Origin of the sequence: Pseudonocardia sp. D17 (assembly GCF_036984265.1) — a bacterium.
Taxonomy (GTDB): domain Bacteria; phylum Actinomycetota; class Actinomycetes; order Mycobacteriales; family Pseudonocardiaceae; genus Pseudonocardia; species Pseudonocardia benzenivorans.
The window spans coordinates 111,015-125,647 of the sequence record NZ_BPRG01000050.1 but is presented as its reverse complement, the minus strand read 5'-3'; the positions used below and the strand labels follow the sequence as shown (position 1 = coordinate 125,647).

17 protein-coding genes are annotated in these 14,633 nt (G+C 74.2%); 12 read left to right on the top strand and 5 right to left on the bottom strand.

Features of this window, described 5'->3' with window-relative positions; all coding sequences use genetic code 11:
- The first annotated feature begins 74 nt into the window (after positions 1-74).
- The 7 genes from PSD17_RS10720 to PSD17_RS10690 all read left to right on the top strand — a co-directional run bounded on the left by PSD17_RS10720 (position 75) and on the right by PSD17_RS10690 (position 6,875).
- Positions 75-1,292, top strand: coding sequence for a CaiB/BaiF CoA transferase family protein (locus tag PSD17_RS10720; protein ID WP_041759929.1), 1,218 nt, complete (start codon positions 75-77; stop codon positions 1,290-1,292).
- A 28-nt stretch (positions 1,293-1,320) separates the two neighbouring features.
- Positions 1,321-2,163 (top strand): cyclase family protein, encoded by an 843-nt coding sequence (locus PSD17_RS10715; RefSeq protein WP_013676277.1) that lies wholly within the window; start codon positions 1,321-1,323, stop codon positions 2,161-2,163.
- Complete coding sequence (locus PSD17_RS10710; protein ID WP_339122543.1) at positions 2,156-3,604, top strand: MmgE/PrpD family protein; 1,449 nt, start codon at positions 2,156-2,158, stop codon at positions 3,602-3,604. The genes PSD17_RS10715 and PSD17_RS10710 overlap by 8 nt, the downstream gene beginning before the upstream one ends.
- A 2-nt stretch (positions 3,605-3,606) precedes the next feature.
- The gene (locus tag PSD17_RS10705; protein WP_103379815.1) at positions 3,607-5,073 is read left to right on the top strand and encodes a dihydroorotase; all 1,467 of its coding nucleotides are present in this window, start codon (positions 3,607-3,609) and stop codon (positions 5,071-5,073) included.
- A 5-nt stretch (positions 5,074-5,078) separates the two neighbouring features.
- Positions 5,079-5,936, top strand: a complete 858-nt coding sequence (locus tag PSD17_RS10700) for an HpcH/HpaI aldolase/citrate lyase family protein (protein ID WP_339122542.1) — start codon at positions 5,079-5,081, stop codon at positions 5,934-5,936.
- A gap of 75 nt (positions 5,937-6,011) precedes the next feature.
- Positions 6,012-6,395, top strand: coding sequence for an STAS domain-containing protein (locus PSD17_RS10695; protein ID WP_013676281.1), 384 nt, complete (start codon positions 6,012-6,014; stop codon positions 6,393-6,395).
- A 57-nt stretch (positions 6,396-6,452) separates the two neighbouring features.
- On the top strand, positions 6,453-6,875 hold the full coding sequence (locus tag PSD17_RS10690; protein ID WP_103379817.1) for a VOC family protein: 423 nt from the start codon (positions 6,453-6,455) through the stop codon (positions 6,873-6,875).
- Between the two features lie 6 nt (positions 6,876-6,881).
- Here the strand turns inward: PSD17_RS10690 and PSD17_RS10685 are convergent, their stop codons facing one another.
- Positions 6,882-7,484, bottom strand: coding sequence for a nitroreductase family protein (locus PSD17_RS10685; protein ID WP_103379818.1), 603 nt, complete (start codon positions 7,482-7,484; stop codon positions 6,882-6,884).
- On the bottom strand, positions 7,481-7,810 hold the full coding sequence (locus PSD17_RS10680) for a DUF6092 family protein (RefSeq protein ID WP_013676284.1): 330 nt from the start codon (positions 7,808-7,810) through the stop codon (positions 7,481-7,483). The genes PSD17_RS10685 and PSD17_RS10680 overlap by 4 nt, the downstream gene beginning before the upstream one ends.
- A 96-nt stretch (positions 7,811-7,906) precedes the next feature.
- Between PSD17_RS10680 and PSD17_RS10675 the strand changes: the two genes are divergently transcribed.
- The 4 genes from PSD17_RS10675 (at position 7,907) to PSD17_RS10660 (ending at position 10,148) form a co-directional block, all read left to right on the top strand.
- Positions 7,907-8,050 (top strand): hypothetical protein, encoded by a 144-nt coding sequence (locus tag PSD17_RS10675; RefSeq protein WP_339122541.1) that lies wholly within the window; start codon positions 7,907-7,909, stop codon positions 8,048-8,050.
- A 238-nt stretch (positions 8,051-8,288) separates the two neighbouring features.
- Entirely contained in the window at positions 8,289-9,311 is a 1,023-nt protein-coding gene (locus tag PSD17_RS10670; RefSeq protein WP_013676285.1) for a Rieske 2Fe-2S domain-containing protein, read from the top strand.
- 8 nt (positions 9,312-9,319) lie between these two features.
- Entirely contained in the window at positions 9,320-9,676 is a 357-nt protein-coding gene (locus tag PSD17_RS10665; protein ID WP_013676286.1) for a Rieske (2Fe-2S) protein, read from the top strand.
- Positions 9,677-9,716: 40 nt separating this feature from the next.
- Positions 9,717-10,148 carry a PPOX class F420-dependent oxidoreductase gene (locus PSD17_RS10660; protein ID WP_013676287.1) on the top strand — a complete coding sequence of 144 codons (432 nt, stop codon included), beginning with the start codon at positions 9,717-9,719 and terminating at the stop codon, positions 10,146-10,148.
- Here PSD17_RS10660 and PSD17_RS10655 read toward each other — a convergent pair.
- The 3 genes from PSD17_RS10655 to tyrS all read right to left on the bottom strand — a co-directional run bounded on the left by PSD17_RS10655 (position 10,145) and on the right by tyrS (position 13,626).
- On the bottom strand, positions 10,145-11,329 hold the full coding sequence (locus PSD17_RS10655) for an MFS transporter (RefSeq protein WP_339122625.1): 1,185 nt from the start codon (positions 11,327-11,329) through the stop codon (positions 10,145-10,147). The genes PSD17_RS10660 and PSD17_RS10655 overlap by 4 nt on opposite strands.
- A 59-nt stretch (positions 11,330-11,388) precedes the next feature.
- Positions 11,389-12,159: a TetR/AcrR family transcriptional regulator gene (locus PSD17_RS10650; RefSeq protein WP_013676289.1), complete on the bottom strand. Its 771-nt coding sequence runs from the start codon at positions 12,157-12,159 to the stop codon at positions 11,389-11,391.
- Between the two features lie 72 nt (positions 12,160-12,231).
- Entirely contained in the window at positions 12,232-13,626 is a 1,395-nt protein-coding gene (tyrS, locus tag PSD17_RS10645; RefSeq protein WP_013676290.1) for a tyrosine--tRNA ligase, read from the bottom strand.
- Between the two features lie 137 nt (positions 13,627-13,763).
- Between tyrS and PSD17_RS10640 the strand changes: the two genes are divergently transcribed.
- On the top strand, positions 13,764-14,627 hold the full coding sequence (locus tag PSD17_RS10640) for an alpha/beta fold hydrolase (protein ID WP_339122540.1): 864 nt from the start codon (positions 13,764-13,766) through the stop codon (positions 14,625-14,627).
- Positions 14,628-14,633: the final 6 nt, after the last annotated feature.

Below are 14,633 nucleotides of genomic sequence, written 5' to 3'. Positions count from 1 at the left end.
ACGGCCCTGTGAACGACGGCCCTGTGAACGACGGCCCTGTGAACGACGGCCCTGTGAACGACGGCCCTGCCTCTGTGGGGACGGCCGCCGGCCCGCTCGCCGGGATCCGCGTGATCGACGCCTCGACGATCCTCGCCGGGCCGCTGTGCTGCCAGATCCTCGGCGACTACGGCGCCGACGTCGTCAAGATCGAGCACCCCGTCGCGGGCGACAGCATGCGCGGGCACGGCCGGTCCAAGGACGGCGTCCCGCTGTGGTGGAAGGAGATCTCGCGCAACAAGCGCACGATCGGGCTGAGCCTGTCCGATCCCGCCGGTGCCGCGGTCTTCAAGGAGCTCGCGGCCACCGCCGACGTCGTCGTCGAGAACTTCCGGCCCGGCACGTTCGAGCGCTGGGGCCTCGGCCCGGACGTGCTGCACGAGCTCAACCCCGGCCTGATCCTGGTGCGCGTCACCGGGTTCGGGCAGACCGGGCCGTACGCGGCGCGGGCCGGCTTCGGGACCCTCGCCGAGGCGATGAGCGGGTTCGCCCACCTCACCGGGCAGCCCGACGGGCCGCCCACGCTGCCTGCGTTCGGGCTGGCCGACAGCATCGCCGGGATCGCGGCGTCGTCGGCGGTGGCGATGGCGCTGTTCGCGCGCGACAACGCGCCCGGCGACGAGCGCGGCCGCGGCCAGGTGATCGACATGAGCCTGCTGGAGCCGATCCTCGCCGCGGTCGGTCCGGGCCCGACGGTCTTCGACCAGCTCGGCGAGATCGGCACCCGCAACGGCAACCGGTCGTCGAACAACGCCCCGCGCAACACCTACCGCACGAAGGACGACCGCTGGGTCGCGGTCTCGACGAGCGCGCAGAGGGTCGCCGAACGCGTCATGGAGCTCGTCGGGCACCCCGAGGTGATCGCCGAACCCTGGTTCGCGACGGGTGCCCAGCGTGCCGAGCACGCCGACCTGCTCGACCGCTACGTCGGCGACTGGATCGCCGCACGCACCCGCGACGAGGTCGCCGAGGCGTTCGCCGCGGCCGGCGCCGCGGTCGCCCCGATCTACGACGCGAGCGACATCGTCTCCGACCCGCACGTGCGGGCCACGGAGATGATCACGAAGGTCGAGGATCCCGACCTCGGGCCGATGGCCATGCACAACGTGATGTGGCGGATGTCGAGGACCCCGGGGTCGATCCGGTTCACCGGGCGCCCACCGGGTGCCGACACCGACGAACTGCTCGTCGGCGAGCTGGGCATGGACCCGGACGCCGTCGCCGAGCTGCGGGAGCGCGGCGTCGTCAACTGACGCCGCCTCCGCGAGACGGAGAGGACGCATGACCCCCACGACGACCGAGCGGGCCGACCCGCTCCTGGCCGCCCTCGCCGGCGGCGTGACGGTCCACGACCTGGGCCGCCCGCTGAGCATCGGTATGCCGCAGTCGCCCAACCACCCGCCCTACTGGCACACCCTCCCCCGCCGCCACGGCGACCGGGTGCGGTCCGACGGGGCGTCGGCGGCCAACGACATGATCACGATGGGCACGCACGTCGGCACCCACATCGACGCGCTGTCGCACGTCTCCCAGGACGGCAGGCTGCACGACGGGTCCGACGCGCACGAGGCGGGCGTCGGCGGCCGGTACGCCGCGCTCGGCGCGCACACCATCGCACCGATCGTCCGGCGCGGGATCCTCCTCGACGTCCCCGCGACGCTCGGCCTGCCGCACTGCGCCGACGGGTACGAGATCACCCGCGACGACCTCGACGCGACCGTCGAGCGGCAGGGCACCGTCCCGGCCGAGGGCGACGTCGTGCTGGTCCGCAGCGGCTGGGGACGGCACTTCGACGATCCCGACCCGCGCACGTACGTGGGGCACGACTCCGGGGTCCCGGGGGTCTCCGAGGCCGGCGCGCAGTGGCTCGCCGAGCGTCGGGTGCACGCCGCCGGCGCCGACACCATCGCGTTCGAGCGCCTCGCCCCCGGCGCCGGGCACGCCGTGCTGCCGGCCCACCGGGTGCTGCTGGTCGAGGCGGGCATCTACATCATCGAGGCCATGGCGCTCGACGACCTCGCCGCCGCGGGGGTCCACGAGTTCCTGTTCGTGCTGAGCCCGCTCGCCCTCTTCGGCGCGACCGGGTCGCCCGTCCGGCCGTTGGCGGTGGTCGGCGGTGGCTGAGCGCACCCTCGCCGAGCACCTCGCGGCGTTCGCCGCGAAGTCCACGCAGAGCCAGCTGCCCGGCGACGTCGCCGCGAGCGTGGGCCGCCGCGTGCTCGACGTCCTCGGGCTCTGCGTCGCCGCGCTCGACCTGCCGACGAGCCGCGCCGCCCTGGACCACGTCGCGGAGCAGGGCGGCGCCCCGCAGGCGCACGCCGTCGGGCTGCCCGCCGCGGTGCCCGCGGCGTGGGCGGCCTTCGCCAACGGCGTGACCGCGCACTCGCTGGACTACGACGACACGCACCTCCCGTCCGTGCTGCACCCCAGCGCCGCGGTCGTCCCCGCCGCGCTCGCCGCCGCGGAGTACGCCGGCGCGTCGGGCGCACGAACGGTGGAGGCGATCGCCGTCGGGCTGGAGATCACCGTCCGGCTCGGCATGGCGGGCTACGACGAGCGGCTCGGCAACTCGGTGTTCTTCGAGCACGGCCAGCACGCGACGTCGATCTGCGGCGCGATGGGCGGTGCGGCCGCGGCCGCGCTGCTGCTGGACCTCGGCGAGGACGGGGTGCGCGACGCGCTCGGCATCACCGCGTCGATGGCGGCCGGGGTCATCGAGGCCAACCGCACGGGCGGCACGGTGAAGCGGGTGCACTGCGGCTGGGCCGCGCACTCGGCCGTCACGGCCGCGCAACTGGTGCGCCGCGGGTTCAGCGGCCCGCCGACGGTCCTGGAGGGCCGCTTCGGGTTCTTCGAGGCGTTCCTGCGCGGCGAGGCCGACCCGGCCGCGATCACCGACGGCCTCGGCGACGAGTGGGCGGTGCCCGGGATCTTCTTCAAGCCCTACCCCGCCAACCACTTCACCCACACCGCGGTGGACGCCGCGGCCCGGCTGCGGGAGCGCGGGGTGCGGCCGCAGGACGTCACGTCGGCGACGCTCGGCGTGCCCGGCGCGGTGATCCGCACCATCGGTGAGCCCATCGAGACCAAGCGCGCGCCGGTCACCGGCTACCAGGCGCAGTTCTCCGGTCCGTACGCCGTGGCCGTCGGCCTGTTCGGCGGCGGCGGCCTCGGCGCCGCCCTCGCCGACTACACCGACGCGCTGGCCGCCGACCCCGACCGGCGCGCGCTGATGGCCAAGGTCGACGTCGTCGCCGACGCCCGCTGCGACGCGGTGTTCCCGCACCAGTTCCCGGCGGTCCTGCGCGTCACCACCGCCGACGGGCGGGAGTGGACCGAGGAGGTCCTCACCAACCGCGGCGGCCCCGACCGGCCGCTGACCGACGCCGAGCACGCCCGCAAGTTCCGCGACAACCTCGCGGTGACGCTCCCGGCCGACGTCGCCGGCGCCGTCGCCGACGAGGTCACCGACACCGTGCTGGGCCTGGCCGCCTCCGACGACCCCGCGGTCGTCGGCCGCCTGCTGGCCCGGCTCACCCCGACCTTCTCCGACACCGAGGAGTAGCAGTGGCACTCGACCTGCTCATCACCAACGCCGCCGTTGCCGGCCATGACCGGCCCGAGCCCGAGCGCCTCGACATCGGCGTCGTGGACGGGAAGATCGTGCGCCTCGAGCCGGGCATCCCGGTCGAGGACGCCACCACCGTCGTCGACGCAGCCGGCAAGCTGGCCTTCCCCGGCGTCGTCGACGCCCACCAGCACTGGGGCATCTACAACCCGCTGTCCGAGGACACCGCGATCGAGAGCCGCGCGTGCGCGCAGGGCGGCGTCACCACCGCGCTGAACTACATGCGCACCGGGCAGTACTACCTGAACAAGGGCGGCGCCTACCGCGACTTCTTCCCCGAGGTCCTCGACGCCTCTGCCGGGCGCGCGCTCGTCGACTACGCGTTCCACCTCGCGCCGATGATGCGCGAGCACATCGACGAGATCCCGCGCCTGGTCGAGGAGTTCGGCGTCACCTCGTTCAAGATCTTCATGTTCTACGGCGGGCACGGCCTGCACGGACGCTCGAACGACCAGAGCTCGTTCCTCATGACGCCCGAGGGCGAGCGCTACGACCTCGCGCACTTCGAGTTCGTCATGCGCGGCATCCAGGCGGCCCGCGAGCGGTTCCCGGACCTCGCCGAGGAGATCTCGCTCAGCCTGCACTGCGAGACCGCCGAGATCATGACGGCGTACCAGAAGATCGTGGAGGCCGACGGGTCGCTGACCGGGCTGCGGGCCTACTCGGCGTCGCGGCCGCCGCACTCCGAGGGCCTCGCCGTCTCGATCGCGTCGTACCTGGCGCACGAGACCGGCCTGCCGAAGATCAACCTGCTGCACCTCAGCTCGGCCAAGGCCGTCGACGCCGCGCTGCGCATGGCGGGCGCCTTCCCGCACATCGACTTCCGCCGCGAGGTGACGATCGGGCACCTGCTCGCCGACGTCGACACCGCGTCGGGCCTGGGCGCCAAGGTGAACCCGCCGATCCGCCCGCGCGAGGACGTCGAGGCGCTGTGGACGCACCTGCTCGCCGGTGAGCTCGACTGGGTCGTCTCCGACCACGCGTGCTGCCGCGACGAGACGAAGTTCGGCGACCCGCGCGACGACGTTTTCGTCGCCAAGTCCGGGTTCGGCGGCGCGGAGTACCTGCTCGCCGGGCTGTACTCCGAGGGCACCAAGCGCGGGCTCTCGACGCAGCGGGTGGCCGAGCTGACCTCGTGGAACCCGGCGCAGCGGTTCGGCCTGCGCACCAAGGGCGCCATCGCCGTCGGGTTCGACGCCGACGTCGCGCTGCTCGACCCGACCGTGCACTGGACGGTCCGGGCCGCGGACTCGGAGTCGGCGCAGGAGTACACGCCGTTCGAGGGCTTCGAGCTCGACGCGGTCGTCACCGACACGTTCGTGCGCGGGCACCAGGTGCTGGCCGACCGCAAGGTCGTCGGCGACGCGGTGGGCGGCTACCTGCACCGGCCGACCGGACGGAGCTGACGCCGGTGCGTCCGCGCAGCTACCTCTACGTGCCGGGCGACCGCGAGGACCGCTTCGCCCGTGCCGCGGAGCGCGGCGCGGACGCGCTGGTGTTCGACCTCGAGGACGCCGTCGCCGCCGCGGCGAAGGACCGCGCCCGCGCGGCGGTGGCCCGGCACCTCGCCGCGCTGGCCCCGACGGGCCCGGGCCCGCAGAACTGGGTCCGCGTCGACGCCGACCGGCTCGACGCCGACGTCGCGGCCGTGACGGGCCCGGCGCTCGCGGGTGTCCTGCTGCCCAAGGCGAGCGTGGAATCGTTGCACCGCATCGACTCCCTTCTCGCCGACGCCGAACGGGCCGCCGGGATGGCCACCGGGTCCGTGGCGGTCGTGCCGGTCGTCGAGACGGCGGCGGGCCTGCTCGAGACCGCGGCGCTCGCCCGCGGGCCGCGCGTCGCGCGGCTCGCCATCGGCGAGGCCGACCTCGCCGCCGAGCTGGGCGTCGTACCGGGTCCGGACCGGGCCGAGCTCGCCCCGCACCGCGCGCAGCTCGTCGTCGCGTCGGCGGCGGCGCGGCTCGCGGGCCCGATCGCCCCCGTCGAGACGGACCTGACGGTGAGCGACGACGCGCTCGTCGCGAGCACCGCCGCCCTGCTCCGCCAGGGCTTCCGGGCGCGCACGGCGGTGCATCCCCGGCAGGTACCGTCGATCAACGCGGCGTTCACCCCGTCCACCGACGAGCTCGACCGCGCCCGGGGCATCGTCGAGACGCTGGAGTCCGCGGGCTCGGGCGTCGCCGTCGACCCCCGCACGGGCCGCATGCTCGACGAGGCGGTCGTCCGATCGGCCCGCGACGTCCTCTCACGGGCGACCACTCCGCGGTAAGGTCGGGGTGGGCGGCTTCCCGCCGCCGACGGTCCAGGGGTGAAGAAGCCGCTCCCGCGCAGACGGAGGCGGCCGATGACGCTCGCACACCCCGGGTTCCTCGCGATCGAGTCCCCGACCCCGACCGTGCACCTGGTCCGGGTCTCGGGTGACCTGGACGCCGCGACGGCGAACCGGTTGCTGCGCATCGTCGACGCCAGGGGGCACGTCGTCGCGGCAGGCGACGGCGCGACGCGGCACGTGCTCGTCGACCTCTCGGGGGTGACCGGCATGGCACCCGGGACGGCCACCGTCCTGCTGCGCGCCCGCGAGGTCGCCGAGGCGCACGGCCTCACCCTCGACCTCGTCGGGACGTCGAAGCACACGATGACCCTCAGCGGTCGCGACCGCTACCAGCTGCTGCGGTTCCGGTCGTTCCCCACGGTCGCGGCGGCCCTGCAGGCGCTCGGACGAGGCTGAACGGGCCTGTCCGTCCGGCCAGGTGACGCGATCCGCGCCCGGGGGAACACTCCCGCCATGTCCCTTCCTGTCACCGGGTTCTCCCATGTGCGGATCACCGTCACCGACCTCGGGCGATCGAAGCAGTTCTACGACGACGTGTTCGGCCTGCCGATCGCCTTCGAGATGCCCCCGGACGCCGACGAGTCCACCCAGCAGGACATGTGGTGGCTCTTCGGCGGTGTCGTCTACCAGGTACCCGGCGGGTTCTTCGGACTGCGGCCCGTCGCGCCCAGCGGTGACCAGTTCACCGAGGACCGGGCGGGCCTGGACCACCTGAGCTTCAAGCTCCCGGGCCGGGCCGACCTCGACGCGGCCGCGAGGCGCCTCGAGGAGTTGGGCGTCGAGCACGCCGGTGTCAAGGACATCGGCATCGGCTACCTCCTGGAGTTCCGCGATCCCGACAACATCGCTCTGGAGCTGTGGGCCGACGCGGACTGACCCGGCTCAGCCGGCGTCGCGCGGTGCCCAGACCGTGAGGTCGCGCCAGGTGACCCGGCCGCGGCCCAGCCGGCCCGGCTCGACCGGCGCCGGGTGCCCGAGGCAGACGACGAGCTCGACCGTCCAGCCGCTCGGGACGTCCAGGACCGCGGCCGCCGCCACCCGGCTGAAGGACGTGACCGGTCCGGAGCCGACGCCGAGCGCGTGCGCCGCGAGCAGCAACGTCGCGGTCGCGGTGCCGACGTCGACGGACAGGCTCCGCGCGTCCGGCGCGAACCCGTAGTCGGCGGCGAGGTCCCGGTCGACGCAGACGGCGACGACCGCGGCAGGCCGTTGCAGCATCCCCGGCGACACCATCCGCAACGCCCGCAGGGTGCCGGGATCGTCGCTCGCGACGAAGCGCTGCAGGTGCCGGTTGCCTGCCGTGGGTGCCCAGCGGACGGCGTCGAGGATCGCCTCGAGGGTCGCGCGGGCCAGCGGCTCGCCGGTCATCGCGCGCACCACCCGGCGGCTGCGGATCGCCGCGAGGACGGGGTTGCGGCCCGGCTCCGCGTCGCGGCCCGGCCCGGCTCCGGCGGCGCTCGTGTCGACCGGCCCGGCGGCGCTCACGACGACCGGCCCGGCACGTAGCGCTGCGCGAGCAACGAGCCCAGCTCGGCGCACAGGCCGTCGAGCCGCGCGACGTACTCGTCGCGGCCCTGGCGTGGCACCGCGAGCTCGGGCATCGGCTCGACGTGGTCGCGGACGAACGTCGCCGTGGGCTCCGACGCACGCGGCGCGAGCAGGCCGGCGAGCCTGCGGGCGGCCGTCAGCAGCCGCAGCGGGCCGTACTCGGCGGCCTCGTCGACCTGGGTGCGGGCCGCCGTGACCAGGTACGCGAGCACCTCGATCGCGTCGTCCTCGTCGAGGACCCACCTGGGTTCGGTCCGCGGCATGTCGGGCTCCCCTCACGCGTCGTCACCCGTGGACTCGCACGGGCTGCGCGGTGTGTGACTTCCGTGCCGGGCGCCCCGCCGGGCAGGGTCGGGGACATGACGGTGCTGCAGCAGCGGATGCGCGAGATGTTCGTGCGGATGGTCGAGGCCGAGGACGCCTCGCTCGTCGACATCTACTCATCGAGGTCGTCCTCGTCTGTGAGTACCGCGACGGCCGGATCCTGCGGCTGCACGAGCTGACCTCGCCCGACTGGTCGCGGCTCGCGGCGTTCGAGTCCTACTCGGAGTGAGCGGACACCGTGCCGGGGCTCGCCGGACCGGGTGGCGTCCTGACCGGACCCAGGCCCCTCACCAGCGTGATCGTCGCGCAACCGCCCGATCATCACCGGGCGAGAAAGTGAGTGATGGTGGGCACACCGCCGCGATGCGACCATGCGAGACATCGCGACGGGGCGACACGACGACGGACGGAGCTGCGATGTCGAGTTCGGACACACCGTCAGGCGCACCGGCGCCCGGGGGCGCGTCCCGGCTGACGACGTGGCACCGCGACCTCTTCGCCGCGATCACCCGCTGGCCGTGGCTGCGCGACCTCGACGAGAACGTCGCCGCTGCCGTCCTGCCCGTCTACGACCGCCATCGCGGCAACATCGCCGTCGAGCTCATGCACGGCGGCCGCTGGGCCGGGCACTCGCTGCACGCCGCGCTCAGCGACCTGCCGATCGGCTTCTGGGCGGGCACGGTGGTGCTCGACCTCCTCGGCAAGGACGTGCGTCCGGCCGGCAGCCGCCTCGATCCCGCCGGCGCCCTGAGCGCGGCCGGGCTCGCCGCCGCGGCGGCCACGGTCGCGACGGGCGCGACGGACTGGACCGTCAGCGACGGCGAGGACCGTCGGGTCGGGCTGCTGCACGGCATGATGAACCTCGCCGGCACGACGTTGCAGGCCGCCTCCCTCGCCGCGCGTGTCGCGGGCAGGCGCCGCCCGGCGCAGGCGCTGAGCGTCGCGAGCATGGCGGTGACCGCCGCTGCCGGGTACGTCGGCGGGCACCTCGTGCAGGGTCGCGCGCTCATGGTCAACCGGGTCGCGACGACGTCGGGCCCCAACCGTTGGGTGAAGGCGGTCGAGGAGGCCGACCTGCCCGACGGCGCGACCACCGGCGTCGTCGTCGAGGGCAGGCAGGTGGTGCTGCACCGCGCCGGCGACGAGGTGTACGCCCTCGACGACCTGTGCAGCCACGCGGGCGGCCTGCTCAGCCGCGGCGAGGTCGTGGACTGCGTCATCTCCTGCCCGCTGCACGAGTCGCTGTTCGACCTGCGCGACGGCCACATCGTGCGCGGACCCGCCCACCATCCCCAGCCCGTGCTGCCGACCCGCATCCGCAACGGCTGGGTCGAGGTGCGGGGGTCGCAGCCGCGGGCGCGCGGCACGCGGTCGGCGGCGGGCTCGGCTGCACCGGCGGAGGGCCGCACCCGGACGCGCAGTGCCCCCACCACCAACTAGGAGCAGCCATGGCATGGGAAGCCGTCGCCGACCTCGACCAGCTCGAGGAGGGCGACATGATGGTCGTGGAGATGAAGGGCGAGCCGATCTGCGTCGTCCGGCTCTACGAGGACGAGGCCGTCGCCGTGCACAACACGTGCACCCACCAGCAGCAGCCGCTCAACGAGGGCTACCTGCAGGAGGACGACACGCTGATCTGCCCGGCCCACAACTCCTGCTTCGACCTGCGCACCGGTGAACCGCGCGGGGTACCGGCGGTGAGCCCGATCCCCGTGTACGCCTGCAAGATCGAGGACGACGCGATCTGGGTCGACCCCGAGCAGCAGCTCAACGACGCCGAGATCCCGCACAAGCCGTTCCACTGACGGCGGAATACGGGCCGCCGCGGGCAGGGTTGCCGGGGTCATGAGCGACTCCTCGTTCGACCCCCACGCCCTGCTCGCGGAGAGCCGCCTCGGCGTGCTGGCGACCATCAAGTCCGACGGCCGTCCGCAGCTCTCCCCCGTCACGCCGTTCTACGACCGCGAGGCCGGTGTCGTGCGCGTGTCGATGACGGAGGGCCGCGCGAAGACCGCCAACCTGCGCCGCGACCCTCGCGCGACGCTCGAGGTGACCAGTGCCGACGGGTGGGGCTGGGCGACGGTCGAGGGGGTCGCGACGCTCGTCGGTCCCGGCACCGACCCGGACGGGCCCGAGGTGCAGGCCCTCGTCGAGTACTACCGGTCGGCGGCCGGGGAGCACCCGGACTGGGACGAGTACCGGCGCGTGATGGTCGACGACCGCCGCGTGCTCATGACGATGACGGTCGACCACGTCTACGGCGCCCGGATCCGCTAGTCCGCCCCGGCATCGGGCCCGTGCGGGGCGGTGCCGCCGGTCCGCACCAGGCTCGCCGCGCCGGTGACGGCGAGGACACCGGCCAGCACCGCCAGGCCGACGCCGGTCGACGCCCCGGCCGCGACCGCGCCCACGAGCAACGGTCCACCGGCGTCGCCCAGCTCGCGGCCGAGCTCGGCCGAGCCCATGGTCTGCCCGAGTCGCTCGGGCGGCGAGGTCGCGGCGAGCGTCGCGAAGGCGACCGGGGTCAGGGTCCCGACGCCGAACCCGATGGCGACGGCCGCGGGCACGAGCCCGGGCAGCCCGGGGACCGTCGCGGCGACGACGAACCCGGCGATAATCGGGCCGAACCCGAGCAGCAGCGCGGCCCTCGTCCCGAGGGTCCCGCGGTCGTGCGCGCGGCCCGCGCGCGGCTGCACCAGCGTCGAGCTGAGGGCGAGCAGCGCGACGGCCGCACCCGTGGCGACCGGGCCGAGTCCGGCCGCCGCGCCGAGGACCGGCAGGAAACCGACCCCCACCGAGAGCGCGGCGGTGCCGGCGGCGAGCGCGGCGGTCGGACGCAGGAAGGTGGGCGACCCGAGCCTGCGCACCAGGTCGACGACCGTCTGCCGGCGCCGCGGCAGCGGGTCGAGCACGGGCACCGCGAGGAGCACCCACACCGCGACGAGTGCAGCGAGCGCCCCGAGCGTCGCGAAGAGCACCGACAGCCCGCCGAGCAGGACGACGACCCCGCCCAGCAGCGGACCCCCGGTGTAGCCCAGGCCCTTCCAGGCGCCGTAGGACCCGAAGGCGCGGCCCTGTTTCCCGGTCGGGGAGAGCCGGCCGACCATCGCTCCCGCGGCCGGTGAGAAGGCCGACGCCGCCGCGCCCTGTCCGAGCCGCGCCAGCGTCAGGGCGACGACCGCGCCCGGCCCGGTGGCGACCGCACCCGTGGCCGCGACGACGGCGTACCCGCCGGACACCAGCGCGAAGGCGACCAGCCCGCCGGTGAGCACGCGTCGCGGCCCCCACCGGTCGGCGAGGGAGCCGAAGACGGGCTTGAGCAGCACCTCCGCGCCGTCGTACACGGCGAGGACGACGCCGAGGGAGAACAGCGACATCGCGTCGATCCCGGCCTCCGACCCGACGGTCGCCGCGACCGCGTGTGCCCCGAACGCCGTGACGAACCCCGCCGCGTACAGCGCTGCGGGAGCGCGTGCGGCGGGAAGCGGCCCGGCTGCGGGCCCGGAGCGCGGGACGATCAGACGTCCAGGATGCGTTCGAGATGGTCGAGGTCCTGGCGGAGCATCTTCAGCGCCGCGGCGGGACCCTCGCCGTCGAGGACGTGTCCGTCGGGCCGCTGCAGCGCACCGACGGCCATGTCCGCGAGCTGGGCGACGACCGACTCGCCGGAGTCCCGGCCACCGGGGTGGAACCACCACGCCACCCAGTTGCACATCCCGAGCACGCCCAGCGCCGCGACCCGGGCGTCGACGGGCCGGAACCGCCCGGCACGCACGCCGTCCTCCACGATCCCGGCGATGGTGGCGAGCACCTCGCGCCTGCCCTCGTCGTAGGCCTCGACGAGCTCGGCGGGCAGCTCCGCCTCGGACCGGATGAGCAGCCGGAACCGCTCGGGCTGCGCCGTCCGCCTGCCCACGATCACCTCGACGACCCCGCGCAGCTTCGCGACGGCGTCGAGGTCGGTCCGCGCGGCGAGCTCGTTCAGGTCGTCGAGCGGGCCGTTGGTGACCTCGGTGACGAGCTTGGCGAGCAGCTCGTCCTTGCTCTTCACGTAGTAGTACAGCGCGGGCCGGGTGATGCCGAGGGCGTCGGCGATGTCCTGCAGGCTGGTGCCGGCGAAGCCCCGTTCGGCGAACAGGCGCGTGGCGTGCTCGTAGAGCTCGTTCTCCACCAGCTCGCGGCGGGCGGTGCTCGGCCGGGCTCCCCTGTCGTCGGCGCCGGCCTCGCCACGACCGCGCCGGGACGCGTTCTTCCGACGGGCGCCGTCGCGCGTCTCCTCGCCGCTCATGCCGCGATGGTAGAGCGCAGGTGCCGACGCACCGCCGTTCCGGCTCGGTCGCCCCGTCCCGGGCGACCCGGCTCAGTCGGCCCGGATGCGTGCCAGCTTGCGCCCGACCTTGAGGAAGTAGTCCCCGGTCTTTCCGTCGAGCCGGTCCTTGACGAGGTCCGCGAGCACCGCGCGGGCGTCGTCCGCGGTGAGCGACAGCTGCTCCTGCTCGCCGTCGGCCTCCACGACCAGGCGCAGGCCGTTCTGCTGCGCGACGCGACGGACGTCGCCGTTGCTCGCGGCGAAGCCCAGCGCCTTGACCGCCTCGGTGACGCTGACCCCGAGGTCCGCGACCGTCGGCAGGTCGTCGACCTCGGCGAAGGTACGCCGGGAGAAGCGTGCGGCGAACTCGTCGCGGGCCTTCATCGCCGCGTCCACACCGTGGATCGCCGCCGTGACCTCACCCGCGAGGACCTTCTTGAGGTCCATCGGGTGCAGCGTGCCGGCCGCGACCCGCTCCGCCGCGACGGCGAGCTCCGCGTCGAGCCACTCCGACAGGGCCCGGAAGTACGGCTCGACGAGCCGGTCGGGCACCGACATGATCTTGCCGAAGATCTCGCCGGGCGCGGCCGTCAGCGGGACGTAGTTGCCCTTGGACTTGCTCATCTTGGCGCCGGTGCCGTCGGTGCCCTCGATCAGCGACGTCGCGACGACCAGCTCCGGCACCTGGCCGCTGATCTCCATGACCTTGCGGCACATCTGCATGTTGAGGAACTGGTCGATGCCGCCGACCTCGAGGTCGCAGTTGATCTCCACGGAGTCGAGCGCCATGACGATCGAGTACATCAGCTCGGCGAGCGAGAGCCCCTGCCCGGCGTCGAGCCGCTTGCGGAAGTCCTCGCGCTGCAACGACATCGACACCGGGATCTGCGCCGTGATGCCGATGATCTCCGGCAGCGTGATCTTCCGCAGCCAGTCGCCGTTGCGCCGGAAGTGCGCCCGGTCGAAGTCGAAGAAGGGGCTGACCTGCTCGCGGTAGGTGGCGAGGTTGTGCTCGATGTCCTCGTCGGTCAGCGCCGGGCGGTCGTCGGAACGGCCCGACGGGTCGCCGATCTTCGCCGTCATGTCGCCGACGATGAAGACGACGTCGTGGCCCATGCGCTGGAAGCGGCTCAGGATCTGCATCGGCACGGAGTGGCCCAGGTGCACCTCGGCGCCGGTCGGGTCGATCCCGAACTTCGCGACGAACGGCCTGCCCTTCTCCGCCGCCGAGACGATCCGGGCGGCGAGCGCGTCGGCCGAGGGCTGCAGCTGCTGCGAGCGCGCGGCGATCAGGGCGGCCTGCTCGGCAGGCGGCAGGTCCGACAGGTCCAGGCTGCGGCGCGCCGTGGTCTCGGTCAGCAGCTCGCGCACCGCGGCGTCGGTGGCGAGGTCGGCGCCGGCGAGCAGCGCGGTGACGCGCTCGGCGGACTGGCTCAGTCGGGTCATCGAAGCTCTCCTGGGGATGGCGTGCGGCACCGACTCTATCGGCCCGCGGCGTGGGGCCCCGCCGCTGGTGACGGGGCCCGCGGGGACCGCTTCGCCGGGCACAGATGAGTTTGCGGGCGCGCCGTCGTCAACCGTGCATGACGACACGAACCCTCAGCGACGCCGAGGCCGACATCGCCTACGACGTGCACGGTCCGCTGCCCACCGCCGGCGGCCGCCCGCCCCTGCTCCTGATCGGCCAGCCGATGACCGCCGAGGGCTTCACGACCCTCGCGTCGCTGATGGACGACCGGACCACCGTGACCTACGACCCGCGGGGGCTCGGCCGCAGCGTCCGCAGGGACGGGCGCACCGACAACGACCCCCGTACCCAGGCCGGGGACCTGCACCGGCTCGTCGAGACCCTCGGCGCGGGCCCCGTCGACGTGTTCGGCAGCAGCGGCGGCGCCGTCGCCGGCCTGGCGCTCGTCGCGGAACACCCCGGCGACGTGCGGACCCTCGTCGCCCACGAGCCGCCCCTGATCCCGGTCCTGCCCGACGCCGACGCCGCGGTCCGCGCCCGCGACGGGTTCCTCGACGCGTACCGGGCGAAGGGGTTCGGCGCCGGAATGGCGGCGTTCATCGCGATGACGTCGTGGCAGGGCGAGTTCACCGACGCGTACTTCGCCCGGCCGACACCCGACCCCGCGATGTTCGGCATGCCGTCGGAGGACGACGGGAGCCGCGACGACCCGCTGCTGTCGGACGTCTCGTTGGCCGTCACCGACTACGTCCCGCACGTCGCGGCGCTGACCGCGGCACCCACGCGGATCGTCGTCGGCGTCGCCGAGGAGTCCGGGGAGAGCTTCACCGGGCGGACGGCGCGGGCCCTCGCCGCGCGGCTCGGCCAGGAGGCCGTCGTCTTCCCGAGCCACCACGGCGGCTTCACCGGCGGCGACGTCCCCTACGCCGGCAAGCCGGCGGAGTTCGCCGCCCGGCTGCGCGAGGTGCTCGACGCCTGAGTTCTG